The organism is Priestia sp. D3YE.R1 (assembly GCF_049199565.1).
GTDB lineage: Bacteria > Bacillota > Bacilli > Bacillales > Bacillaceae_H > Priestia > Priestia aryabhattai.
Window position 1 is genome coordinate 576414 of the sequence record NZ_JBLTHW010000003.1, and the last position, 23123, is coordinate 599536.

General features: G+C 36.2%; 22 protein-coding genes, 1 tRNA gene and 1 riboswitch. Of the genes, 17 read left to right on the forward strand and 6 right to left on the reverse strand.

Translation table 11 applies throughout. The annotated features are described in order from the left end of the window. Positions 1-61 precede the first annotated feature (61 nt). Positions 62-865, reverse strand: coding sequence for an alpha/beta fold hydrolase (locus tag ACOZIR_RS21255; RefSeq protein ID WP_193377164.1), 804 nt, complete (start codon positions 863-865; stop codon positions 62-64). A gap of 333 nt (positions 866-1198) precedes the next feature. On the opposite strand from ACOZIR_RS21255, the gene ACOZIR_RS21260 reads away from it, so the two are divergent. The 6 genes from ACOZIR_RS21260 (at position 1199) to ACOZIR_RS21285 (ending at position 6962) form a co-directional block, all read left to right on the forward strand. Then, positions 1199-2167, forward strand: coding sequence for a rhodanese-related sulfurtransferase (locus ACOZIR_RS21260; protein ID WP_025751870.1), 969 nt, complete (start codon positions 1199-1201; stop codon positions 2165-2167). Positions 2168-2368: 201 nt separating this feature from the next. Then, on the forward strand, positions 2369-3226 hold the full coding sequence (locus ACOZIR_RS21265) for an SMP-30/gluconolactonase/LRE family protein (protein ID WP_045295547.1): 858 nt from the start codon (positions 2369-2371) through the stop codon (positions 3224-3226). 224 nt (positions 3227-3450) lie between these two features. Continuing rightward, the gene (locus tag ACOZIR_RS21270) at positions 3451-3813 is read left to right on the forward strand and encodes a group I truncated hemoglobin (RefSeq protein WP_080890256.1); all 363 of its coding nucleotides are present in this window, start codon (positions 3451-3453) and stop codon (positions 3811-3813) included. Positions 3814-3954: 141 nt separating this feature from the next. Next, on the forward strand, positions 3955-5391 hold the full coding sequence (gene hpaB / locus ACOZIR_RS21275) for a 4-hydroxyphenylacetate 3-monooxygenase, oxygenase component (protein ID WP_045295551.1): 1437 nt from the start codon (positions 3955-3957) through the stop codon (positions 5389-5391). A gap of 148 nt (positions 5392-5539) precedes the next feature. Continuing rightward, positions 5540-6346, forward strand: coding sequence for a DUF817 domain-containing protein (locus ACOZIR_RS21280; RefSeq protein ID WP_310878797.1), 807 nt, complete (start codon positions 5540-5542; stop codon positions 6344-6346). A gap of 55 nt (positions 6347-6401) precedes the next feature. Beyond that, positions 6402-6962, forward strand: coding sequence for a tubby C-terminal domain-like protein (locus ACOZIR_RS21285; RefSeq protein ID WP_045295554.1), 561 nt, complete (start codon positions 6402-6404; stop codon positions 6960-6962). A 30-nt stretch (positions 6963-6992) separates the two neighbouring features. Here the strand turns inward: ACOZIR_RS21285 and htpG are convergent, their stop codons facing one another. Further along, complete coding sequence (gene htpG / locus ACOZIR_RS21290) at positions 6993-8870, reverse strand: molecular chaperone HtpG (protein ID WP_310878798.1); 1878 nt, start codon at positions 8868-8870, stop codon at positions 6993-6995. Positions 8871-9081: 211 nt separating this feature from the next. Next, positions 9082-9160: riboswitch (ZMP/ZTP riboswitch) on the forward strand. A gap of 168 nt (positions 9161-9328) precedes the next feature. Between htpG and ACOZIR_RS21295 the strand changes: the two genes are divergently transcribed. The 4 genes from ACOZIR_RS21295 to ACOZIR_RS21310 all read left to right on the forward strand — a co-directional run bounded on the left by ACOZIR_RS21295 (position 9329) and on the right by ACOZIR_RS21310 (position 12853). After that, a complete protein-coding gene (locus tag ACOZIR_RS21295) occupies positions 9329-10528 on the forward strand; it encodes a phosphoglycerate dehydrogenase (RefSeq protein WP_045295556.1) in 1200 nt (399 codons plus the stop codon). Positions 10529-10652: 124 nt separating this feature from the next. Further along, on the forward strand, positions 10653-11114 hold the full coding sequence (locus ACOZIR_RS21300; protein WP_237758606.1) for a hypothetical protein: 462 nt from the start codon (positions 10653-10655) through the stop codon (positions 11112-11114). A 243-nt stretch (positions 11115-11357) separates the two neighbouring features. Beyond that, on the forward strand, positions 11358-11900 hold the full coding sequence (locus ACOZIR_RS21305) for a DUF6143 family protein (RefSeq protein ID WP_045295559.1): 543 nt from the start codon (positions 11358-11360) through the stop codon (positions 11898-11900). 803 nt (positions 11901-12703) lie between these two features. Continuing rightward, a complete protein-coding gene (locus ACOZIR_RS21310; protein WP_013057122.1) occupies positions 12704-12853 on the forward strand; it encodes a hypothetical protein in 150 nt (49 codons plus the stop codon). Positions 12854-12970: 117 nt separating this feature from the next. Here ACOZIR_RS21310 and ACOZIR_RS21315 read toward each other — a convergent pair. Both ACOZIR_RS21315 and ACOZIR_RS21320 read right to left on the reverse strand, forming a co-directional pair. Then, positions 12971-13042: transfer RNA gene (locus tag ACOZIR_RS21315), tRNA-Ala, on the reverse strand. A gap of 106 nt (positions 13043-13148) precedes the next feature. Beyond that, positions 13149-13697 carry an HD domain-containing protein gene (locus ACOZIR_RS21320; protein WP_340142065.1) on the reverse strand — a complete coding sequence of 183 codons (549 nt, stop codon included), beginning with the start codon at positions 13695-13697 and terminating at the stop codon, positions 13149-13151. 214 nt (positions 13698-13911) lie between these two features. On the opposite strand from ACOZIR_RS21320, the gene ACOZIR_RS21325 reads away from it, so the two are divergent. Beyond that, complete coding sequence (locus tag ACOZIR_RS21325; protein WP_045295561.1) at positions 13912-15213, forward strand: GH25 family lysozyme; 1302 nt, start codon at positions 13912-13914, stop codon at positions 15211-15213. Positions 15214-15356: 143 nt separating this feature from the next. Beyond that, positions 15357-15587: a hypothetical protein gene (locus ACOZIR_RS21330; protein ID WP_237758608.1), complete on the forward strand. Its 231-nt coding sequence runs from the start codon at positions 15357-15359 to the stop codon at positions 15585-15587. A 156-nt stretch (positions 15588-15743) separates the two neighbouring features. On the opposite strand, the gene ACOZIR_RS21335 is transcribed toward ACOZIR_RS21330, so the two are convergent. Beyond that, positions 15744-16646, reverse strand: a complete 903-nt coding sequence (locus ACOZIR_RS21335) for a DMT family transporter (protein WP_415383263.1) — start codon at positions 16644-16646, stop codon at positions 15744-15746. Positions 16647-16782: 136 nt separating this feature from the next. On the opposite strand from ACOZIR_RS21335, the gene ACOZIR_RS21340 reads away from it, so the two are divergent. The 5 genes from ACOZIR_RS21340 to ACOZIR_RS21360 all read left to right on the forward strand — a co-directional run bounded on the left by ACOZIR_RS21340 (position 16783) and on the right by ACOZIR_RS21360 (position 22943). Then, positions 16783-18216 (forward strand): PLP-dependent aminotransferase family protein, encoded by a 1434-nt coding sequence (locus ACOZIR_RS21340; protein ID WP_421535804.1) that lies wholly within the window; start codon positions 16783-16785, stop codon positions 18214-18216. Between the two features lie 515 nt (positions 18217-18731). Further along, on the forward strand, positions 18732-19364 hold the full coding sequence (locus ACOZIR_RS21345) for a hypothetical protein (RefSeq protein ID WP_421535805.1): 633 nt from the start codon (positions 18732-18734) through the stop codon (positions 19362-19364). 138 nt (positions 19365-19502) lie between these two features. Then, on the forward strand, positions 19503-20348 hold the full coding sequence (locus tag ACOZIR_RS21350) for a DUF2971 domain-containing protein (RefSeq protein WP_071274368.1): 846 nt from the start codon (positions 19503-19505) through the stop codon (positions 20346-20348). Between the two features lie 64 nt (positions 20349-20412). Next, positions 20413-20613, forward strand: a complete 201-nt coding sequence (locus ACOZIR_RS21355; protein ID WP_071274365.1) for a ChaB family protein — start codon at positions 20413-20415, stop codon at positions 20611-20613. 395 nt (positions 20614-21008) lie between these two features. After that, a complete protein-coding gene (locus ACOZIR_RS21360) occupies positions 21009-22943 on the forward strand; it encodes an alkyl sulfatase dimerization domain-containing protein (protein WP_340142061.1) in 1935 nt (644 codons plus the stop codon). A 9-nt stretch (positions 22944-22952) separates the two neighbouring features. On the opposite strand, the gene ACOZIR_RS21365 is transcribed toward ACOZIR_RS21360, so the two are convergent. Then, a complete protein-coding gene (locus ACOZIR_RS21365) occupies positions 22953-23108 on the reverse strand; it encodes a hypothetical protein (protein WP_169746696.1) in 156 nt (51 codons plus the stop codon). Positions 23109-23123: the final 15 nt, after the last annotated feature.

A 23123-nucleotide genomic window follows, 5' to 3' on the forward strand; every position in this document is an offset into this window, starting at 1 on the left:
CATAGAAGGTTTCATTTAAAGAAGCAGCGGAGGTAAAGCGCTGCTTCTTTAAATTTGTAAATTAGATATGCTCGATAAAATCACTTACAACTTTGTTAAATCGGTCGCCTTCTTCTAGAAAAGGGCAGTGGCAGCTGTTTTCAAATACTTCAAGTACAGAACCTGAAATCAGCTTTTGAATATGTCTTCCAGCCGCTACAGGAATGAGCTTTTCTTCTTTTCCAAAGCACAGTAAAGTAGGAGTTGTAATAAACGGGAGAAACTCTCGATAGTCCACAATGGATTGATCAAACAAAATAGCACTGGCTATCGACTCGGGCATTTTCGTTACTTCTTTCATGATCCAATGTTTATTTTCTTCGGTTAACTCATCCTTAAACATAAGCGGAATAAAACTTTCTAACGTACTTGTTCGATTAAGTTGAATACCTTGCATGAGCGAAATAAGCGCAGGTAAATCAAATGCACCGATTGGGAAGTCCGGCCACTTAAAGTCTGAAGCCATTTCATCTACAATAACATTACCTTTTACATTTTCTTCACCAAATTGTTTTAAATATTCCCACACAACAAAAGCACCCATCGACCAGCCTACTAATATGACGTCTTTTAATCGATGAGAGTTTATAAACTCATGCACATCACGAGCATAAGTAGAAATTGTGTGACCGTATGGAGTATGACTTGAATTTCCGTGTCCTCTTAAATCCAACAGAACAGTCTGATACTGTTTCGAAAAAAAAGAAAGCTGGCTATGAAAAAAACGACTGCTCATCCATACTCCGTGAATGAAAATAACAGGTGTTCCTTCTCCTTGTTGTTCATAGTACAAAGTTGCACCGTCTTTTAATGTGTAAAAAGGCATCATTTTCGCCCCCGATCTCAAAGATTCATATCTCATCATGTATGCACGAGAACATTCATATAGAACGTATCACGGCAGTAAAACTTTATTAAAAAACAAATCCTAGAAGTGAGAGCTTTGATATGTTATACTATTACAGGCTTAAATACTGTATGTTTTTGAAACAATCATTCACTATACTACTTTTTAGATAGAAGCATCCTTATAGAAAGGATGTTGTTTTTGTCGTAATGTACCTTTAAGTAATGAATTGTTACCATTAATTCGGTTCGCAATAACCGACCTACATGCATTATATCTTGCAAATATAAACAGATAGGTGGAAGAAGCAACATGACTGAAAGAAAACCATATCAAGTACTACTATATTATTTGTACACTCCAATTGAAAATCCTGAAGAGTTTACAGCTCAGCACTTGGCATTTTGTAACGAGCTTGAATTAAAAGGACGCATTTTAATTGCGGCTGAAGGGATCAATGGAACGGTATCAGGAACAGTTGAACAAACAGATAAATACATGGAAACGATGAAAAATGATCCTCGTTTTGAAGGTATTGTATTTAAAATAGACGAAGCAGATGAACATGCGTTCAAAAAAATGCACGTACGTCACCGCAAAGAATTAGTCACTCTTCGTTTAGAAGAAGATGTGAATCCTCTTCGTGTAACGGGTAATTACTTAAGCCCAAAAGAATTTTATCAAGCAATGCAAGATGAGAATACGGTCGTAATTGATGCACGAAACGATTATGAATACGATCTAGGTCACTTCCGAGGAGCTGTTCGTCCGGATATTCGAAACTTCCGTGAGCTTCCTGAATGGATTCGCGACAACAAAGATCAGTTTGAAGATAAAAAAATCTTAACGTACTGCACAGGCGGTATTCGCTGTGAAAAATTCTCTGGATGGCTTCTTGAAGAAGGTTTTGAGGATGTAAGCCAGCTTCACGGAGGTATCGTAACATACGGAAAAGATCCGGAAGTACAAGGTGAACTATGGGACGGCCAGTGCTATGTATTTGATGAGCGCATCAGCGTACCAGTTAATCAAAAAGAACATGTGATTGTCGGGAAGGATCATTTTACCGGCGAGCCTTGTGAACGCTATGTTAACTGTGCAAACCCAGAATGCAATAAGAAAATCTTAGCTTCTGAAGAAAACGAACACAAATATTTACGCGCTTGCTCACATGAATGCCGAGTAAGTCCTCGTAACCGCTATGTAAAAGAACATGGTTTAACAGAAGAAGAATTTGCAGCACGTGTTAAAGAGTTAGAAAAAGAACACGTAACTTTATAATAAAAAAACAGCACGCTATACACAGCGTGCTGTTTTTTTATGAAAAGATTCTCTTGGAACCTAGTGTTTAGAGAAGATCATATAACGGGTAATTATAAAAAAAGGGAAGATATTCCTGTTTTTTATTTACTTAAAGAAGTATTTTTTAAAAAAGCGATTATAAAAAACGGTTGTACATAAAAACGACAAAGGAGCTTGAAAATGGAAGCGAAAATTGAAAAAAAGTACGATGGACGTTTGCTTGAAGGACCCCTATGGGATGAAGAAAATCAAAAATTAGTACTAGTAGACATCTTAGATAAAAAGCTTCTTACGTACGATCCAAAAACGACAACCTTAGAAGATATTGCTCTTCCTTCAGTCGTTACAAGCGTTTCTAAAACCAATCACTCAAAATTGATTGTCTCCACTCGTAATCAGCTGCTTTTAGTTGATAAAAACAAAAAGAATCATGAAGAGTATATACGTTTAGATACTCTGGAACAAACCATGCGTTTTAATGATGGGAAATGTGATCCGTATAATCGCTTTTGGGTTGGAACGATGAGTGAAGAAGATGAAGAAGGAAAAGCCCAGCTGTACGTAGTAGATGAAAAAGGTGTAATTAAGAGCGCTAAAGAAGGATTAAGCGTGTCAAACGGGTTAGCTTGGAATCGGGCAGGAGACAAATTCTTTCTGGTTGATTCACTGAAAAATAAAATTATGTCTTATTCATTTTCTAAAGAAACAACAAGGCTTGAAAATGAAAAAGTGGTGATTGATCTTTCAGATATGGACGGGTTTCCTGATGGAATGACAATTGATGAGCACGACCGATTATGGGTAGCGCTTTGGGGAGGTTCGAAAGTTATTTGTGTAGATCCAGATAAAGGAGAAATTATAGAATCTATTTATCTTCCTGTTTCCAATGTAACCTGCTGTACATTTGGAGGAGACGATTTACAAACCTTATTTATCACCACAGCTAAAGAAGAAGAAAAATATGAAGAAGCTGCCGGGTCTCTTTTTTCATGTCGAGTAGGAGTAAAAGGCGTGCCGGCTTATACTTACGTGTATTAGAGAAGCGCTTATCTAATGTCGTCATGCTTAAAGTCCGTTAACGATAGATATTAAATGCAGTTTCTACAACTCCTTTGCACTGCGTTCATTCCCTTTACATTTTATTCTTTATGATGAAGAGGAATAAAACATGACGATAACGAATTTCCATAAAGAAGCCTTTTAAAGAATATGAATACTTGTATTGGGTAATAATGGGTAAAGGTACAAAAGGAGGAATTGTTTTGGAACAAACATTGTATGAAAAAGTGGGCGGACAAGAAGCGATTGAAAAAGTAGTAGATTATTTTTATTCTGAGCTTGTATTAAAAGACGAAACAGTCAGTCACTTTTTTGAGCACACGGATATGGATAAACAACGTCGACATCAAGCTAAGTTTATAAGCTTTGCCTTAGGTGGACCGAATCAATATTCAGGAAAGTCGATGACCAAAGCACATGCAAATATGAATATTCAACCCGAACATTTTAATGCAATTGCTAAGCATCTTCACGATGCACTTGCTCACTTTAATGTTGAAGAGTCTGATATTGACCAAGCATTAAGTAAAGTTGAATCCCTAAGAAATGATATTCAATATAAATAAATCCTAAAAAAAAGAAGGTTACCGTAACCTTCTTTTTTTATGCTCAAAGCTGTGATGTATGAAAGAAACATGGAAAAGACATCGTAATATGATAAAAATGCAATAGTTGAAAATATTTATTGAAAGTCTGGGAGTGGGAGTATGTCAGCAATTAATGGGAAGCAATACGTAGAAAGAATTAATCAATTAAAAGCAAATATATGGGTTGATGGCAAGCTCGTAACAGGCAATATATCAGAACATCCGGCTTTTAAAGGAGCCATTAACAGTCAAGCTAAGCTTTATGATCTTCAGCATGATAAAAAAATCAAAGATATCATGACATACCAATCTCCGGCTTCTAAGGAATTTGTCGGTACATCTTATTTACAGCCTAAAACAAAAGAAGAGTTAAAAAAAAGACGAGAGATGACTCAGCAATGGGCGCAATTAACCCATGGTATGATAGGAAGAAGTCCAGATTATATGAATACCGTATTGATGGCTTTTGCATCCTCTGCAGAACTCCTGAGAGGAACAGAAAATTGCTTTCCTGAAAACATCGTTTCTTATTATGAATATGTGAGAGAGCACGACTTATCGCTCACTCATACATTCATCGATCCTCAAGTCAATCGAATCCAATTTTATTACGAGCAAAACGACGAACCGATAGCAGCAAAAATAGTTGATAAAAACAATGAGGGAATCGTTATCCAAGGAGCGAAACTGCTTGCTACCCAGGGTGGAATGACGGATGAGCTACTCGTACTGTCTTCAGCGGGCATTCAAGGAAAAGAAAAAGGGTTTGCTTTTTCGATTCCAAGTAATACAAAAGGAATTAAATTTATTTGTAGAGAATCATTTGCAGGAAAAGATTCGACGTTTGATTATCCATTAAGTTCTAGATTTGAAGAAATGGATACAATTGTTGTCTTTGACCATGTATTAGTACCGTGGAACCGCGTGTTTTTCTATGAGAATGTTGACGTATCAAATACATTCCTTGCTTCTAGTTCCTTCTCAGCCTTTGCTCTTCATCAAGTAACTTCAAGGAGAATTGTCAAAACAGAATTTGTATTAGGAATTGTACAATCTCTGATTGAAACCATTAACATTACGGACTATCCGCATGTGCGAGAAAAAGCCACGGACCTTATTATTGCGTTAGAAACGATGAAAGCTCTCGTGATGAAAGCAGAAGAAGAAGCGGAAATTGATCCATGGGGCTACATGCGTCCGAATGAAACTACACTTCGTATTGCCGCACATTTATTTTCAAAAACATACCCTACCTTTACAGAGATTATCCAGCTTTTAGGTGCCAGCGGATTAATGGCAATACCGACAGAAAATACGTGCCGCTCATTGGTTAAAGAAGATATTACGCGTTATTTGCAAGCTAAATCGAGAGGAGCAGAAGATCGAATCCAGCTTTTTCGACTAGCGTGGGATTTAACGATGAGTCCGTTTGGCACTAGAGAAACACTGTATGAACGTTTTTTCTTTGGGGAGCCTGTACAATTAACTAGTTATCTGTACTTATCTTACGATAAAGAGCCCTATGTACAGAGAGTCACCGATTTTTTGAAAAGTTAACGGAGAAAACTGATCTCCGCTGGATCTGATAGTTTAGTTACAAAAACAGCGGAGATGCTTATTGAATAAATTTGAAAAATCTGCAATAATTTTCAGGGAATCATTTCTGTGAAAACACGAAGGAATACTATAAAGATAGGATGTTACAATGAAGCAATTAATCTATTTTGGTTTAGAACAAGCAAAATCTTGTGTTTTTCCTGTTATTATTTTTCTTACATTGGCTATGACAAAAATAATTGAAGTACCGTTTATTTCTCGATATGACCTTATTTTATTAGTCTGCCTAGGAACTCAAGTTTTAATGGTGATGTTTAAACGAGAAACGCTTGATGAAGTAAAAGTCATCGCAGTATTTCATTTAATTGGACTAGCGTTAGAACTCTACAAAGTTCATATGGGCTCATGGAGCTACCCGGAAAAAGCTTTCACTAAAGTCTGGGGAGTTCCGCTGTACAGCGGATTTATGTATGCTAGTGTAGCCAGCTACATGTGCCAAGTGTGGAGAAGGCTTGAATTAAAGCTTACGAATTGGCCTGCTACATGGATGGTCAGTATACTAAGTGCGGCTATTTACCTTAACTTTTTCACGCATCATTTCATTTACGACTTCCGCTGGTTTTTAAAACTTTTTACTTTATTTATTTTTTATCGAACTTTTGTGTATTTTACGGTTAATAAACGTACATATCGCATGCCTTTAGTATTGTCTTTTGTACTGATTGGCTTTTTCATTTGGATCGCTGAAAATATCGCAACATTTTTCGGAGCATGGCAGTATCCAGATCAACAGCAGCAGTGGACAATGGTTCATATAAGTAAAATTAGCTCTTGGCTTCTTCTTGTGATTGTTAGTTTCTTGATTGTTGCTTTACTAAAGCATTTAAAAGAAAATCAAAGCCAATTCAAACAAAGGAAGAAATCAAGAGAAACAAATGAAATATATGAAAGATAGAAACATAACTATGTACACGCTGTTAATATAAGGTACAGAATTTTTGGAGGCTTATATGCAAGAATATATTTTTTATCTTCCCTATTTTAAATCAGCAGGGAAGACCGTAGCAGTTACAAATGAAAATGGAGAAAAAGTCGGACAACTTAAGAGAACGCATAAAAATATGTGGACTAAAAGTATTGATTTTTTAACTCGTGATGGACTTCCAGTTTTAGATTCTATTTCTTGGTTTCCTATCTTCTCCTGCGGCTTAAAGGTACATTTACAAGTTCAATGGGAAGGAAGAACGGTGCTTATTGATCACGTGGAAAAACACCGGTGGGTGATAAAAGAAAATGGAAAAACAGTGGGGTATCTATTAGGTAAAGGAATAACTAAAAACGAAGGGAAACAAGAAATTAGATGGGGAAATAACGTCTACATGTTAAGCAGTCATGAAGCCATAGAGGAAGCGTGTATTTTTAATCAAAAAAGAGAAAAAGTCGCAGAGTTTAAATCAGACCTTTTTTATTTTAAAGAAGGCAAACACTCAATAAGAGTAATAGAAGAACTGCCGGTACCCATTTTTATCGCTTCTTACTATATAACTAATTTTATTATGTCATACATATAATCAGGCGCAGAATGATTCTGCGCCTGATTTTTATATCATGATTTTACAAATATCATTTGTGAATTCAACGGGATCACTAATAGATAAGCCTTCAATTAAAAGAGCTTGGTTATATAATAGATTTGTATAAAGGTCTAATTTCGCTTTATCCTTTTCAAATGCATCTTTTAAAGAGGCGAATACATCATGATTTACGTTAATTTCTAACACTTTTTCTGCTTTCACATGCTGATTGTCAGGCATAGCACTTAAAATTTTCTCCATTTCAATCGTTACTTCACCATCAGCTGATAAGCAAACGGGATGTGTTTTTAAACGCTTAGACGCGCGCACATCTCCTACTTTTTCCGCCAAAGCTTTTTTCATATAGTCAAATAGCTCTTTGTTTTCTCTTTCCTCAGACTCATTGAGCTGTTCTTCCTCTGCTTCAATACCTAAGTCACTGCTTGCAACAGATTTAAATTCTTTTTCTTCGTACGTCATTAACATTTTAATCGCAAATTCATCGATATCTTCTGTAAAATACAGAATTTCGTACCCTTTATCTGCAACCAATTCTGCTTGAGGAAGCTTTTCAATTCGTTCGTACGATTCGCCTGATGCATAATAAATATACTTTTGATCCTCAGGCATGCGCGATACATACTCATCTAGTGTTACGAGCTTTTTCTCTGTAGAAGAATAGAATAAAAGCAGGTCTTTTAACACGTCTTTGTTGCTGCCAAAGTCACTGTAAACGCCGTACTTCAGCTGGCGGCCAAATGATTCATAAAACTTCTCGTACTTTTCACGTTCGTTTTTAAGCAAGCTTTTTAATTCATTTTTGATTTTCTTGCCGATGTTTTTGGCAATCAGCTGAAGCTGGCGGTCTTGCTGCAAAATTTCACGTGAAATATTAAGAGATAAATCTTCAGAATCTACCATACCTTTTACAAAGCTAAAGTAATCTGGAAGAAGATCTGCACATTTATTCATAATTAAGACGCCGTTTGAATACAATTCAAGTCCTTTTTCAAATTCTTTTGAGTAGTAGTCAAACGGACTATTTTCTGGAATAAATAAAATGGCATTGTAGCGAATCGTTCCATCCACATTAATATGAAGGTGAGTGAGCGGTTTATCAAATCCGTAGCGCTTTTCTGAATAAAACTGCTCATAGTCTTCTGAAGTCAATTCATTTCTGTTTTTCTTCCAGATCGGTATCATACTGTTGATAACTTGTTCTTCTGTATAATCTTCTAGCTCGTTATCAGAACCTTCTTTAGGGCGTTTTTCCGTTATGTCCATTTTAATCGGGTAGCGGATAAAGTCTGAATACTTTTTAATGATCTCTTTTAAACGATATTCTTCTAGATACTCATCATATGTTTCATCTTCTGTATTTTCTTTAATTTTTAAAATGATTTGAGTTCCAACCGTTTCTTTTTCGCACGGCTCGATTGTATAACCATCAGCACCAGTAGATTCCCATTTATAGGCTTTATCGCTGCCTAAAGCTTTACTAATCACCGTTACGACATCTGCTACCATGAACGCAGCATAAAACCCAACGCCGAATTGGCCGATAATCGTGTGTCCGTCCTTTGTTTCATTTTCGTTTTTAAACGCAAGAGAACCGCTTCTTGCAATTGTGCCCAAGCTGCTTTCAAGCTCCTCTTGCGTCATACCAATTCCAGTATCCGTAATGGTTAAGGTACGGTTAGTTTTATCTGGTGTTACTTTTATGTAGTAGCTTTCTTTGTTAAAATGCAAGGAGTCGTCTGTTAAAGCTTTGTAATAAATTTTATCGATTGCATCACTTGAATTTGATAGAAGTTCTCTCAAAAATACTTCTTTTTGAGAATAGATGGAATTAATCATCATCTCTAATAATCGCTTTGATTCGGCTTTGAATTCTTTTTTTGACATAAGAAGTTCTCCTTTCCAAATAGGGCTTATAAAATAATTAGCACTTGAGTTGATAGAGTGCTAATCACTCTTCTTATTTAACATGTATTGGGGTATTTGTCAATATATTAGGAGATTCACCAAAGAGATTAAAAATTAGACTGAAAAAAGCAAACTTTTAAAAAAAAGGTTGAACGTTCTGAAAGAGTTTGCTAGAATATACTTAATTTCAAAGACTATATGTGACTGGCGAAACGCGGATAACCGTGAGGAAGCATATAGTGACGTAGCCGTTCGCCTGGGCAGAGGTAAGGGATTAATACATATCTCTTACCTCTTTCTGTTTAGGGGGAGAGGATATAGAAGTTATCAGACATGTAGGCTAAAAAACCAGACTTTTAAAAAAATTAAAAATGAAGTTCCTTTATCCAAAGGTAAAAACGTGTAAAACTACGATGATAATCAGAGGAGAGTACAAAATGAGCACATTAACATTGGAAAAAGTACAAACAATCAAAACATTAAACAACATTGCACAAAAAGGTCTAAATGTTTTTAATCAAGAAGGTTATCAAATTGACAACGACAGCGAAAATCCAGATGCTATTGTCGTGCGTAGCTTTAACATGCACAGCATGGCATTTGACCAAAATTTAAAAGCTATTGCACGAGCTGGAGCGGGGGTTAATAATATACCGGTGGACGCTTGCACGGAGCAAGGTATCGTTGTATTTAATACGCCAGGAGCTAATGCAAACGCAGTAAAAGAAATGGTTTTAACTACAATTATGGCTTCTTCTCGTAACTTATTTGCTGGAGTTGAATGGACAAAAGGATTAGATGGCCAAGGTGATCAAATTCCTAAGTTAGTTGAAGCAGGTAAAAAACAGTTTGTTGGAAAAGAAATCAAAGGCAAAACATTAGGCGTTATTGGTTTAGGTGCAATTGGTGCTCTTGTAGCAAACGACGCGCTTGATTTAGATATGGACGTAATTGGTTTTGATCCATTCATTTCTGTTAATACAGCTTGGAATTTGTCTCGCAACGTACAGCGTGCAATGTCTCTAGAAGAACTATTTGCAGCATCTGACTATATTACGGTTCATGTTCCATTAACGGAAGATACAAAAGGTGTTTTCAATAAAGAAACGTTTAGCATCATGAAACCAGATGTTCATATTTTGAACTTCTCACGGGGTGAGCTTGTAAACGAAGAAGATATGAAAGCTGCTCTTGAAAGTGGAAAAGTTGGACGATACATTACAGATTTCCCAAATCAAAATATCTTGAACATGAAAAATGTTGTGCCAATTCCTCACTTAGGGGCATCAACTCAAGAATCAGAAGAAAACTGTGCGGTAATGGCAGCACGTCAAGTGAAAAATTTCTTAGAAACAGGAAACGTTAAAAATTCAGTGAACTTCCCGAATGCATCTCTTCCTTACACTGGGAAAAAACGCGTAGCTGCTTTCCATCACAACGTGCCGAATATGGTAGGACAACTTACACAAGTATTCTCAAACTACAATTTAAACATCGCAGATATGGTGAACAGAAGCCGCGGTGAATATGCGTATACAATGATTGATATTGACAATCAAGTAAGCGACGAGATTGTGCCTGAGCTAGAAGAAAAAATTGGTCAAATTGAAGGAATTATTACAAGTCGTATTATCTAATTTCGTTACCATCATATTTTCAGTGTTACAGCCCTAACTTAGAAAAGTTAGGGCTGTTTTTACATGGTGTTTACCTCATATCATTTCCTTCATTCTCATATCATATAGAAATACCTTTAAAGAGGTGAACGTTTTGTCAGGAGAAATGATAGGAATTTTGATAGGGTCGCTCATCGCGCTGGCAGGAACATTTATTACTTCTGTCGTAGCTATAACGATGTCGAAAGAGCAATACAAACAAGAGCTTCGCAAAGCATTTATCCAAAAGAAAGTTGATGCCTATACCCATGTGTGTCAAGTTATTCTAGCTATAAAAAACGATTTACTTACAAAAACTGTTTCTTCAGCCGGCTTAAACTGGACGGCTCAATCTATTAACAAACTAGCAGATGTGTGTATTACGGAAGGGCTATGGATCGATGAAGAAGACAGCAAAAAGCTGGAGATTCTGCAGAAGCAGCTTTCAAAATTTGTATTTGATGAAATAGAACTGTCTAGACATGATATTCTCACAACCTGTTATGAAATTGTTGAATATTGCGAAAAAAGGGCAAGGATTCTTCATTCTATGACTACAAAAGAATAGGTGATTACTACTTTAAGAAGTGATAGTAGAAGTATTAAAAAAGCGTCGGAATATAAAGTCAAAAAGCAATCCGTTTATACACCAGCAGTCGACGAGGGCATTAAGCGATAGGAAAAGATAGGCTCAGTACCGGGTCTATCTTTTTGAGTTTATATAAAGATTAAATATATTTCTATATGAATATGTCCAAGCATTTATAGAAAACCCTCATAAAATAATATATTACAGAAAGGAGATGATTGTATGTCGAATTACGAGTCGAGCAAACCGTATATTAAAGCCGTTAATATACCTAATCCTTTATATCAATCTTTAAAAGGAGACTATTTTGTTGGACAAACTGAGCCTATTCGTTTTGGTGGAAATAGAAATGCTTGGGGCGGGTTAGTTAACCCTTCCGGCTCCGGAGTAGATTTATTTGTGAATGCTTTTACTATCACTAACTATTCCAACGAACCTTTTACTGCTGAAATTTGGTTTAACTCCATCCCGCCTGGAAAAGGAACAACTTCGGATAATGTGAGTCCAGCGAATACTACAATACGTTCAAAGCCAAAAGGGAAAATTAAATTTGCAGAAATGGTAAAAGGCTTTCCTACCAAAGGGGTAAACGTATTTAACCGTGTTGTTCCGCCGAAAAGTACATTAGTAAGTGATGAAGATGGTAAATTTATCTTTCCAAACAACGGTTCATACGTTATTTTCCTAGTTTCTCCGGGAAATAAAGAAATTAAAGCTGAAATTGCATATGGATGGTTTGAAAAAAAACGTAAGAAGAATTGTTAACTGAATAGGTCTTAGCGATTGTATGAGAAGTGTATGAGCTATTTCATATTTAATACAGTCCTTAACAAACAGTAAGTGTTTATAAAAAGAACTTTGCAGCAGCATACAAAGTTCTTTTTTATAGCTTGCGTTTTTTCGTTTGATTATGGATATCACCAAAGAAAAACAAAGCAAGCAAAAGGATAATTCTAACTACACAAGCGGTTTGAATAGTATTTAAGGATGTTGATGACTCAAGGATTAAAGCGAGAATACATAAAACTAAGCTACCTAGTACAATAGCAAAACGAATAACAAAGACGACTGTTATAGAACGAATGCCAAATACAGCTGATATACTAATCACCTCTTTGTAGAATGAAGTAACCTTTTCGTCCAGGGTATAAGCGTGCTTAACATCTCACGTTAATGTCTACATTCACATTATCTTAAGTTTCAATTCATACTGGCTTCATATAAATTAGTCATACTGAATGTATTAATGAAAGATATGAGGTGGAACAATGTTAAACAAGCTTTTTAAACTATTTACAACAGAAACCGAGATATCCAAAGATAAAGAAGTAGATCTCCACGAAGAGAACGATTTTAACGAAGTTTGTGATGATCATTTCATTATAGATGAGTATTAGAAGCCCTATAAAACGCTGCAAAAATGAGAGGGTTGATTGTATCTATATAACCATTAATCGTACAAGGGTCGTAAAGGTATACTTTTACGGCCGATTAATATTGATGAATTGCTTTTTACATGAAACAATGTGAAAAAAATGGGCATCCTAGAAGCAAAAGGAGGGGATAGAATGGGCAAAGAACCAAATGATGAAACAAGTGAAGGGCTGAATCAGCTTTTTGAAATCATCAATGCAAAAGGCGACGAGGGCGAACTTAGAGAAATTGTCAGTAGGAGCAGTGAAAAGAATAATCATAAAAATCATGAGGATCAATCGTAAAAAGAAAATAAAAAACCTCTTCATGGAAATCATGAAGAGGTCAGATGAAATAGTATTGCAACCATTCCATCCTGCAGAGTTTTAAAGTGTTTTAAACTCTTGATACGGCTGTTTTTATGGAACTGATGGGATTCGAACCCACGACCCCTTGTCTGCCAGACAAGTATTCTCCCACTGAACTACAGTCCCGATTATGTAGAGCCTTTATTGCGTGTTGACTCTACTATATTTTAATACGTATGCCGCGCGTTCGCAATAGTTATTTTCAGTGTTTTCTAATTTCTTCATAGGAATATTAACTTCTAAAAAAATCATTTACTTCTTGTTTATACGTATAAAAAAAACTTGGAATTTGGCTTGGTTCCAATCCTTGTGCAGCGTATTTGCTGATGGATTCGTAGTACCATTTCTGCTTTTCGAATCCTCTTTTAAAGCTATTCCAAATCGTATCTCCTTGCTGATCGTAGCTTTCTTTTAAAGACCGTAAATTGTCTAATTTATCTGCTACAATTAAAGATTTCACTTCAAGAGAACCAGTTTTCACAATTTGAATTGTATGCTGTTTACGTTCTTCCCAGCTTTTTGATTTGTTTTCTGTATGAGCTTCAACAATCCCCGCTACATCTAAACCAAATCTTTGTACAATTTCTTCGAGTGTTACACTTGTATCTTCTACAGCATCATGCAGATAAGCTGCTGCAATTACTTCTTCACTAAAACCTGCTTTTTCTAAAATATTACCTACGTTAATAGGATGAACAATATAAGGTGTATCGGACAGCTTGCGCATTTGGCCGCTATGAGCGTGTTCTGCATATCTACGTGCTTCTTTTATTAAAGACATCATATTCCTCCACTTTTTATACAGTATATCTTCATATTATTAGTATAAACGAATATAGCTTTCCTCACTTTATAAAATTGCACAAATTCATTTCTTATAATAAAGGAAGGCTACCAAAATCCCTTCTTATTGTAGAACCTAATATCTATTTAATAGGCCTGTATCAGTTGCCATTTCCTTTTTTATTCATAGTTTGTATGAAGGAGTGATAGCAATGCAAAACCGTAATAATCAAAATATTAAGGTCATTGATGTTTCTCATCACAATGGAACAATTGATTGGGCAAAAGTGGCGTCGGATGGTGTAAAAGGCGCGTATATTAAATTAACAGAAGGTACAACCTTCTTAGATAAAAAATCATATGATAATTATATAGGTGCAAAAAATGCAGGTCTACGTGTAGGCTTTTATCACTTTGCTCATGTTGATAATGATCCCATTGCAGAAGTTAATTTCTTTTTAAATAAATTAGGCAGCATGAAGGTTGATTTGCCTCATTGCTTAGATTTGGAAGAAAATAAAGGAAAAACAAAAGCGCAGGTCACAGCCTTTGCAGTTAGATGGATGGAGTATATTGAAAGGAAAACAAGCATCACGCCTATTCTTTACACGGGTTATAGTTTTATTAAATCCAATTTTACAAGCGCTGTGGCAAGATATCCGCTATGGATAGCTCGTTACAGTGGAAGTAACCGTTCTAAGGGATTTGCTAACCCAGGTGATACGGCGATTTGGGATAGATGGTCTATGTTTCAATATACAGATCAAGGAAAAGTAAACGGGATTAAAGGCAATGTTGATATCAATGAAATGGATCTGGATTTCTTTAATAGTATTAATACAGGCGTGACGGTGGTGGAAAATAATAAGCCATCAGCACAATTGCAGCAAGGTGATAGCGGACTAGCTGTAAAAGAACTGCAGCAAAACTTAATTAAATTAGGATTTGAGCTTTCCCAGCAAGGAACTGATGGTCAATATGGCAGTGAAACTGTTGCAGCTGTTAAAGCTCTTCAAGAAAAATATGGATTAACGTCAACCGGAAAAGCTGATGAGAAAACATTAGCTAAAATGATGGAACTCCTTAAGGGTGTAAGGAATCCTATAGAAGAATCGTTACCAAAGGTTACTTCACTTGGAGATAAATATTCTTTTCAAGTAAAAGCGAAGAAGGATATTGGAGTCTACAAATATGCGAATGTAACAGAGAATTTCAGAACGATAAAAAAAGGCACGGTATTTAGCGTATATGGCTATACGAATGCAGCATGGGCTGTTCCAGGCGGATTCGTGCAGATGAAAGACGTAGAACCTATCCCAGTTACAATTAAAACAGGCGGATTAAGTAAAGACATGGAAACAGAGTTTCGTGCTTTCTTAAAAAATGAAGGAATTGACAGTGAATTAAACGTACATGCAATAGGTAATCCATCAGCTGAACTCACAGCAGCTGGACTGGATTTGGTAAAAGTTAAGCAGTTTTTAGATAAAAAAGGCTGGTACTACAAGCAATAAAATCCTGCTCCGAAGAGCGGGGTTTTGGTTTGGGATTTTATAAAATAAGAATAACAAAGTATGTAATAACAAAAAAGGTTCTATGTATAGTTCACCTCTAACAGTCATATTTTTAGTCAACAGCTCATGGAGGGTAAATGAATATGAAAAATACGCAGATTCGAATTGAAACACTATCCTATCACTATGAAAACATTATGGTGAATGACGAAGTAGAGCGTGCGATAAAAAGTATTGAAGTGACGTATCGAGCATATAAACATAACCACGTTTTAAACGGACATGTAGTACTTTCAGGAGAAGAGATTTACGATCTTCAGCAGCTGACTCACGCAGTGGCTGGGAAAATAAAAGCAGAATTAGAAACTTCGTAAAAAAACGCCTTTCTTTAAATCTCAAACCAAGATTAAAGAAAGGCGTTTTTTATTAATTATTAATCAAACTGCAAAAAGAAGAAATTAAAGTATGTTCTAAATAAAATATATAAATAAAAAGCATATCATCTAAGAGAATTCCTCAAACCATACACATTATCTTTGTATTGTGAACCTTGGCTTTTTTACTACTGCTACTCGTCTTTTACTATGTGTAAGCAACACGCCGCTTAACGTAATGATGCTTCCAACAATGGAAGCTGCGCTCGGGATATCTTTTAAAAGCAGCCACGCTAAAAAAAAGGACAGCGCAGGAGTTAAGTAAAGAGAAATGGCAGCCTCAGCAGAACCTATACGCGATGTTAAATAAGCGAGTATCATATACGGAATAACGGTTGGGAATAATCCTAAATATATCACGCTTATCGCTGATCTGACAGAGATATGCGCAAGCTCTATTTCTAACCCTGGTAAAAAAACAAGCATAGAAATGGCAGCTCCCCAGATACTGTACGTTACAAAAGAAAGAAAACCATACTTTTTTAATAAATTTTTTTGACATACCATATAGATGCTTTCTGCAAGGGCAGCTAGTAGAATCAGTAAGATTCCATTAACCGAGTGTACAAAATTCTCTTTGCTAAAAGTTAAAAGTGCAATACCTGCAAAGCTTACTGCAGATCCAATCCATTTTCTTTTTCCGAACGCTTCATGAAAAAAGAAAATAGCTAAAAACGCGGAAAAAATAGGAGTCGTCGAGACCAGTAAACTCGCAATACCCGCACTTACCGTTTTTTCTCCAATGTTTAATGCCGTGTGATAGACGGTAAAACCTAAAAAACCGAGCGCTAAAAGAAGTGGAATATCTTTTATATCAGGCAATCGCATGCGTTTGGCTATTGCAATAACTAACAGCACTACAGAAGCAATACTTAATCGAACAAAAGCGAGGTGCTGAGGAGAAAACGATTCCAATCCTATTTGAATAACTGGAAATGCTGAAGCCCATAAGCTAATCATCAGTATATGTAAAAATACAAGACTAAACGTTAATTTCATGCTTATTCATCTCCATTTTTTATTTTGAACCCAACCAGTTTCCATCGTTGTTCCCATATTAATAAACATTTGATAAAATGTCTTCAACCAGTTTAAAAGCAATTAACCCAACCACTTTAAAAATAGGAGTAGACATATGAATCAAGACAACAGTTCTATTTATCCAAAATACAAGCAAATTATTGATTTTATGAAAGGGAAAATTGCCCGTGGAGAATGGCCGATTGGAAGTAAAATTCCCAGCCAGCGAAAGCTTGCAGCTTTGTTCGACGTTAATCGAAGTACGGTCATTACGGCATTAGAGGAATTAACAGCGGACGGTTTAATTGAAGGTAAGATAGGAAAAGGAACAATCGTTGTAAATAATACGTGGACACTTTTGGCTACGAATCCGCCCAATTGGAATGTTCATGTGAAATCAGGTATGCATCGGCCGAGTCAAGCCATGGTACAAGATATTAATGAATCCGAATTTAACTCAAACCTTATTCAATTAAGCAAAGGAGAGCTTTCACCTGACATATTTCCTAAAAACAAAATGAAATACGCCGTAGAAAAAGTAGCAGAAAATATGGAGGTTCTGGGATACGAAGAACCTAAGGGTTATTTTCCTTTACGAAAAGAGTTAAGTACGTATATGAAAACAATAGGGATTGAATCTTCTCCAGATTCTATTTTAATTGTTTCCGGCGCTCTTCAAGCTCTTCAGCTTATTTCAATTGGACTGCTGCAAAACAACTCTTCCGTTTTGTTAGAAAAACCTTCTTATCTATACTCCTTACATGTATTTCAATCAGCCGGAATGAAACTCAAAGGTCTTGCTATGGATGAGGAAGGAATAAAAGTAACAGCTATAAAACGCGCCGATCCTCAAGAAGGGCAAGCTATTTTATATACAAATCCGTGTTTCCATAACCCAACGGGAACATTAATGTCACAAAATAGGCGTCACGATTTGTTGAAAGAGTGTGAGGAACATCAGCTTCCTATTATTGAAGATGATTTATATCGTGAATTATGGCTAAATGAACCTCCTCCGTTGCCATTAAAGGCTTTAGATAAAAATGGACACGTGTTATATGTTAGCAGTCTTTCTAAAACATTAAGCCCGGGATTACGTATCGGATGGATAGTCGGCCCAGAACCAGTCATTGAGCGTTTGGCGGATATTAAAATGCAAACAGATTATGGATCGAGCTCATTATCTCAAAGAGTAGCAGCAGAATGGTTTGAAAATGGCTTATATCAACAGCATATGGAAACTGTACGAACCAACTTGCGAACGAGAAGAAAAGTGATGCTGAATGCTTTGGAAACATACGCAGGAGATGTAGCAACATGGACGAATCCTGAAGGAGGCTTTTTTATATGGGTGCATATTCAACCTTCTATTTCAATGAAATCTTTATACTCTCGTGCTTTAAAAAGAGGGATATTGCTTAATTCTGGAAGTATCTATGCACAAGAAACCGGCAGTTACCTTCGGCTTTCTTACGCCTATGCCTCTTTACCAGATATCGATAGATGCATTAAAATTCTATCTGAACTGATTCAGGAATTGCAAGTATAGTAAAAAAAGGAGTAGTGGATTACCCACTATTCCCTTTTATTTGTATCAAACTCTTCTTCTTATAAAAAACTCCAAGTAACAACTGAGTATATATTACCGTCTATAAATACGTGTTATTTTCTATGGCAAAAATAAGTTAAGAAGACTTTTAATTTACTTTCTGTACGTTTTACATGTAAGTCGTGAATGGTTTTAACTACGTAATCATTATCAAACATTTCCAACACCTCAATTATTGTTAAGTTTCCTGTTTTTTATAGTTTATGAAATAATCAGACGCATATCATCCGCCATCAGCTGTAACTTTACAGTTCATCTTTTACAACTAAAGGCTGAAACGTACGCTCATGATTGAACGCACGAATAACAGGATATGCAAAAAAATGAAAAGTGTGCACGCTTTGTTTAAAAAAAGGCTATATCTCTAAAAAAAAGAAAATTGTCACACACATTTATGAATATGTATCTACTAAGTAAGAAGACTTTTTTAGTTGGTGGGATTGAAGGTGAAAAAGATGGATGAATTATTTAAAGATCTTGATGTGTACAGAACGCAAGAAGAAATGAAGCAGTATTTTGAACACACGCAGCAAATGATTCATCAAAACAAAGAGTATATAAAATTAGCCCGGCTTAAAAAAGGGCGTTTCAAAAAGTTTTTTGAAGAGTTTTATCCGCTTTATTGCTTCAGCCAATCTTCTTATTGTCCGAGAAATTCAAAATTGAAGCTTATTATTGGAAGTCAAGGATACGACGGATTAATTCTTCAGCCGGATGGTACCGAAAAACGAATTGAAATTACTTCTTACAAAGATGGGAAACTGGAATTTGAAGATGCACAGAGGGTCAATTCAGGAAATTTTGCTCTACCCCGTACCCAGACGGAAGGTTCTGTGGAAGAGTATATAGAAAAAGTGCTAGAAAACATCCAAAAAAAGAGCAAAAAAGATTACAGTGGCGCATCCATTTTATTTGTTGTACACACGTTTCATTATTTTGAAGCCTACGGAAAAAGTTCATCTGCTTTTATTCGTACCTTAAAAAAAGAAATGAAGAATACTGATTTTCGAGCGGATGAAATTTATTTATTGGAATTAAATCAGCCTGAAAGTGTAAGTTTTAAGCAAAACATTCATTTCATTAAATAAGAAGACACGCTGTAGATGTTGAGGCGTGTCTTTTTTTCTGATCATAGAACTCTCTTAATACAGATGGATAATTTTGAAAATTACAACAATTAAGTGCTATAATTCAAGTATGAATATGCATTCAGAGGAGGAAAACCAATGGATTTAGCTTATAGAGAGAAAGCGTACGAATATGCCAAAAGATTCGAATCTAGCTATGACGATTATGATGAACGCTATAAGGTGCACAATAATCCGACGGTGTGGCGATTTATGCCGCTGTCTGATTTTCAAGATTTACTAGAAACCAATGCACTTTTTTTCGCAAAACCTGATGCATTTTCGGACCCCCTTGAAGGATGCTCTTCAATGTGGAACATAGAAGAGTTAAGAAAAAAAGGCGAACGTCATAACCGTACCTCTAGAACCTATATAAGAAAAATCCATGAATTTTCTGCTGTTTCATCCTGGCATATCAATGATTATGAAGCCGCTGGAATGTGGGACCTATATTTAAAGGGGAATGATGGCGTAGCTATTAAAACCACCTATGAAAATTTATTGTGCAGTATTAAAGATTTACGCTATAAAATCTTCTCTGGCAAAGTGCAGTACATAGACTTCCAAAAAGAAATGATCAGTCACTCTGTATATGACACATTATTTTACAAGCGCAAATCCTATCAGCATGAAAATGAATTGAGGCTTATTATTGTAGCAAGTCGTATACACGCTTGGAAGCTGCAAAAGCTATTCGAAATTCAAGGTATTTCCGCAAATCAATGGCAAAAACGAATGGATATCCTCGAAAAAAGATCGTATGAGTTTTCTCACGAGCATGGCAACCTCCTTACATGTAATTTACATCAGCTTATCAATGAAATTTACGTATCACCAAGAAGCGCTCAAAGCTGTGTAGATGAAGTAAAAGCCCTTGCTAAAAAACACGGGCTCGCTTATAAAAAGGTCACTCAGTCCGACTTGTATAGGGACTATATTTATTAAATGTTTATGCTATTTGAAAACAGGTAAATCAGTAGTAAAAGATGTTTTAAGGAGGAATACGATCATGCCTTACAATTCATTAAAAGAACTGCCGGATGGAGTAAGAGATAATCTGCCTCATCACGCTCAGGAAATTTATAAAGAAGCATTTAATTCAGCAAGTGATGAATACAAAGAAGAAGCTACCGCTCACAAAGTTGCTTGGAACGCAGTGAAAACAAAGTACAAAAAAGATGATAATGACCACTGGGTAAAAAAAGAGTGATAAAAGAGCCTAACTATAAAGGGTTTGTTATTATTTTTTAAAAAATCTCCCAATTAGGTTTCAACTATTTTTTCGGGGGGTATACATTCTATGTAAGGCCAATACAGGAAAGGAGAGACTGTACACATGCATTGTTTTACAGCGACTTCAAGAAACGTATTGAGCACCTTAGAAGGAAGATTTGTTTTGATTACAAAAGGCACATTGGTAAACAATCGTTATACTAAGTGCTAGGCTGTCTAATTAAGACAGAATACTCGACTATTCAAACATAACATTCAGTATAAAAAAGAAGATGCGCTTAGCACGCATCTTCTTTTTTGTTGACTCTATTTTCCCTTCCTTTTTGTATTTCGTCTTATTTTTACGCATAAAGTAATAAAAAGGAGGGGGTTATGCTGTTTGATTATGAACAGGAGTTAACGATTCACCGAAAAGATGCTACTCAAAAGACTGCGGCGACTAATGCTGAGACTTATAAAAGCATAGACTGGGAACAAGTGAAATCAGAACAAAATCTTGCGGATTACCAAGCCCTTGTACGCGTACCTTTTCCTCTGATTTTCAAAAAAAATCAGCTGTATCCTGTATGGGATTTAAGAAAGTATGCTTTTTTATTTCAACAATCTACACCTGCTACCGTTCACCCTAAACTGTGGGAACAAGGAAAATTAAATGTACAAGCTGGCTTATATCAAGTAACTGAAAACATCTTTCAAGTAAGAGGCTTTGATATGGCTAATATTACGTTTGTTAAAGGAAAAACGGGATGGATTGTTATTGATTGCTTGACGTCAAAAGAAACGGCAGAAGAAGCGCTTAAACTAGTAAATCAGCACTGCGGGAAGCGTCCTGTTAGAGCCGTTATCTTCTCACATTCACATATAGACCATTACGGTGGAGTTCTAGGGATATTACCTGACTCAACACAAAATAAAACTAGTAAAGTTTATGCTCCTGCTGGGTTTATGGACGCGGTTATCGATGAAAACGTCACGGCGGCAACAGCAATGACACGAAGAAGTCAATACATGTACGGTATTCGACTGCGACGAGATGAAAAAGGCTTAGTTGACAACGGCATCGGAAAAGAAATTTCATTTGGAACAATCACGCTTATTAAAGGAATAGAAGAAATTTGTCCTTCCGAACATCATCCTTACGTAAGTAAGAGAATTGACGGCGTCTCATTTCAGTTTCAGCTTACGCCAGGGACGGAGGCGCCTGCTGAAATGAACATCTATATTCCTAGTGAAAAGTCTCTGTGTATTGCAGAAAACTGTACGGCCACTCAGCACAACCTCTATACGCTCAGAGGAGCGAAAGTAAGAGACGCAGCAGCATGGGCAAGATACTTGCAGCAAGCAATCGATTTATTTGGCCAAGAACTAACAACTGTATTTGGGGTACATAATTGGCCAAGGTTCGGAAACGAGTCGTGTATTACCTATATCGAAAATCAACGAGATGTTTATCAATATATTCATGATCAAACATTAAGACTGATGAATCAAGGTTATACCATCGACCACGTCGGCCGAATGATGAAGCTACCGGAAACTCTATCTCACGAGTGGTATACAAGCGGCTTTTATGGAACGGTTAACCATAATGCAAAAGCGGTTTATCAGCGCTATATGGGCTGGTATAACAGCAATCCTGTAGATTTAAATAAATTGTTTCCTGAAGAGTCAGCTAAGAAATATGTAGAGTATATGGGCGGAGCGGACAACGTTGTCAAAAAAGCACGGCGCTGTTTTCAACAAGGCGACTATCAATGGGTAGCTGAAGTGACCAAACAAGTTATTTACGCTGATCCTCACCATGTGAAGGCAAAACTTTTATGTGCAGACGCGCTTGAACAATTAGGGTATATAGCTGAATCTGGTCCATGGCGAAATGAGTATTTAACAGGAGCAAAAGAACTTCGTTTAGGTAATATACCGCTGCCGGCCAACATTATTACAAAAGAAGTATGGGATACACTTCCTTTAAAAAATATTTTAGAACTATTTAGCATTCGCGTAGATGGATTAAAGGCAGGTGCATGCAACTATCGTATATTGTTTGTGATACCAGATCGTAATGAAGTAGCTCTCACAGAACTTAAGTATGGAATTTTTAGGTATCTTGGAGATACGCGAAAGAAAGCTGAAGTGACGGTAACGATGTGGCAAGATACCTTATATCGACTCACAACTACAAATGATCACTCTTATAGCTCGGTCATATTTGTTCAAGGAGATAAATCAAAATGGGATTTCTTTTTGTCTAGTCAGGATTCTATCGATCCAAACTTTAATATTGTAACACCTGTTTCTAAAAAATAGAGTACCTGATTACAGCTCAGAAAGCACATCGTTGACTTTTTGTTCAAAGCAGCTGTCGCATGTGAAGATTTCTTTTTCTTGAAAAGATGTTAGCCTTTCTCCGCAAATGGAACAGCATTCTATACAGTGATTGCTTCGTTCTTGTTCTTTTCTTTCATGTAACATAGCACTTTCCTCCTT

Excerpts from the sequence above, each read along its gene's own strand:
- ACOZIR_RS21365 (WP_169746696.1), bottom strand. The coding sequence starts at position 23,108 with ATGTTACATGAAAGAAAAGAACAAGAACGAAGCAATCACTGTATAGAA.
- ACOZIR_RS21255 (WP_193377164.1), bottom strand. The coding sequence starts at position 865 with ATGCCTTTTTACACATTAAAAGACGGTGCAACTTTGTACTATGAACAA.
- ACOZIR_RS21305 (WP_045295559.1), top strand. The coding sequence starts at position 11,358 with ATGTCGAATTACGAGTCGAGCAAACCGTATATTAAAGCCGTTAATATA.
- ACOZIR_RS21295 (WP_045295556.1), top strand. The coding sequence starts at position 9,329 with ATGAGCACATTAACATTGGAAAAAGTACAAACAATCAAAACATTAAAC.
- ACOZIR_RS21325 (WP_045295561.1), top strand. The coding sequence starts at position 13,912 with ATGCAAAACCGTAATAATCAAAATATTAAGGTCATTGATGTTTCTCAT.
- ACOZIR_RS21345 (WP_421535805.1), top strand. The coding sequence starts at position 18,732 with ATGGATGAATTATTTAAAGATCTTGATGTGTACAGAACGCAAGAAGAA.
- ACOZIR_RS21355 (WP_071274365.1), top strand. The coding sequence starts at position 20,413 with ATGCCTTACAATTCATTAAAAGAACTGCCGGATGGAGTAAGAGATAAT.
- htpG (WP_310878798.1), bottom strand. The coding sequence starts at position 8,870 with ATGTCAAAAAAAGAATTCAAAGCCGAATCAAAGCGATTATTAGAGATG.
- ACOZIR_RS21360 (WP_340142061.1), top strand. The coding sequence starts at position 21,009 with ATGCTGTTTGATTATGAACAGGAGTTAACGATTCACCGAAAAGATGCT.
- ACOZIR_RS21280 (WP_310878797.1), top strand. The coding sequence starts at position 5,540 with ATGAAGCAATTAATCTATTTTGGTTTAGAACAAGCAAAATCTTGTGTT.
- ACOZIR_RS21350 (WP_071274368.1), top strand. The coding sequence starts at position 19,503 with ATGGATTTAGCTTATAGAGAGAAAGCGTACGAATATGCCAAAAGATTC.
- ACOZIR_RS21310 (WP_013057122.1), top strand. The coding sequence starts at position 12,704 with ATGGGCAAAGAACCAAATGATGAAACAAGTGAAGGGCTGAATCAGCTT.
- hpaB (WP_045295551.1), top strand. The coding sequence starts at position 3,955 with ATGTCAGCAATTAATGGGAAGCAATACGTAGAAAGAATTAATCAATTA.
- ACOZIR_RS21340 (WP_421535804.1), top strand. The coding sequence starts at position 16,783 with ATGAATCAAGACAACAGTTCTATTTATCCAAAATACAAGCAAATTATT.
- ACOZIR_RS21330 (WP_237758608.1), top strand. The coding sequence starts at position 15,357 with ATGAAAAATACGCAGATTCGAATTGAAACACTATCCTATCACTATGAA.
- ACOZIR_RS21265 (WP_045295547.1), top strand. The coding sequence starts at position 2,369 with ATGGAAGCGAAAATTGAAAAAAAGTACGATGGACGTTTGCTTGAAGGA.
- ACOZIR_RS21285 (WP_045295554.1), top strand. The coding sequence starts at position 6,402 with ATGCAAGAATATATTTTTTATCTTCCCTATTTTAAATCAGCAGGGAAG.
- ACOZIR_RS21320 (WP_340142065.1), bottom strand. The coding sequence starts at position 13,697 with ATGTCTTTAATAAAAGAAGCACGTAGATATGCAGAACACGCTCATAGC.
- ACOZIR_RS21335 (WP_415383263.1), bottom strand. The coding sequence starts at position 16,646 with ATGAAATTAACGTTTAGTCTTGTATTTTTACATATACTGATGATTAGC.
- ACOZIR_RS21260 (WP_025751870.1), top strand. The coding sequence starts at position 1,199 with ATGACTGAAAGAAAACCATATCAAGTACTACTATATTATTTGTACACT.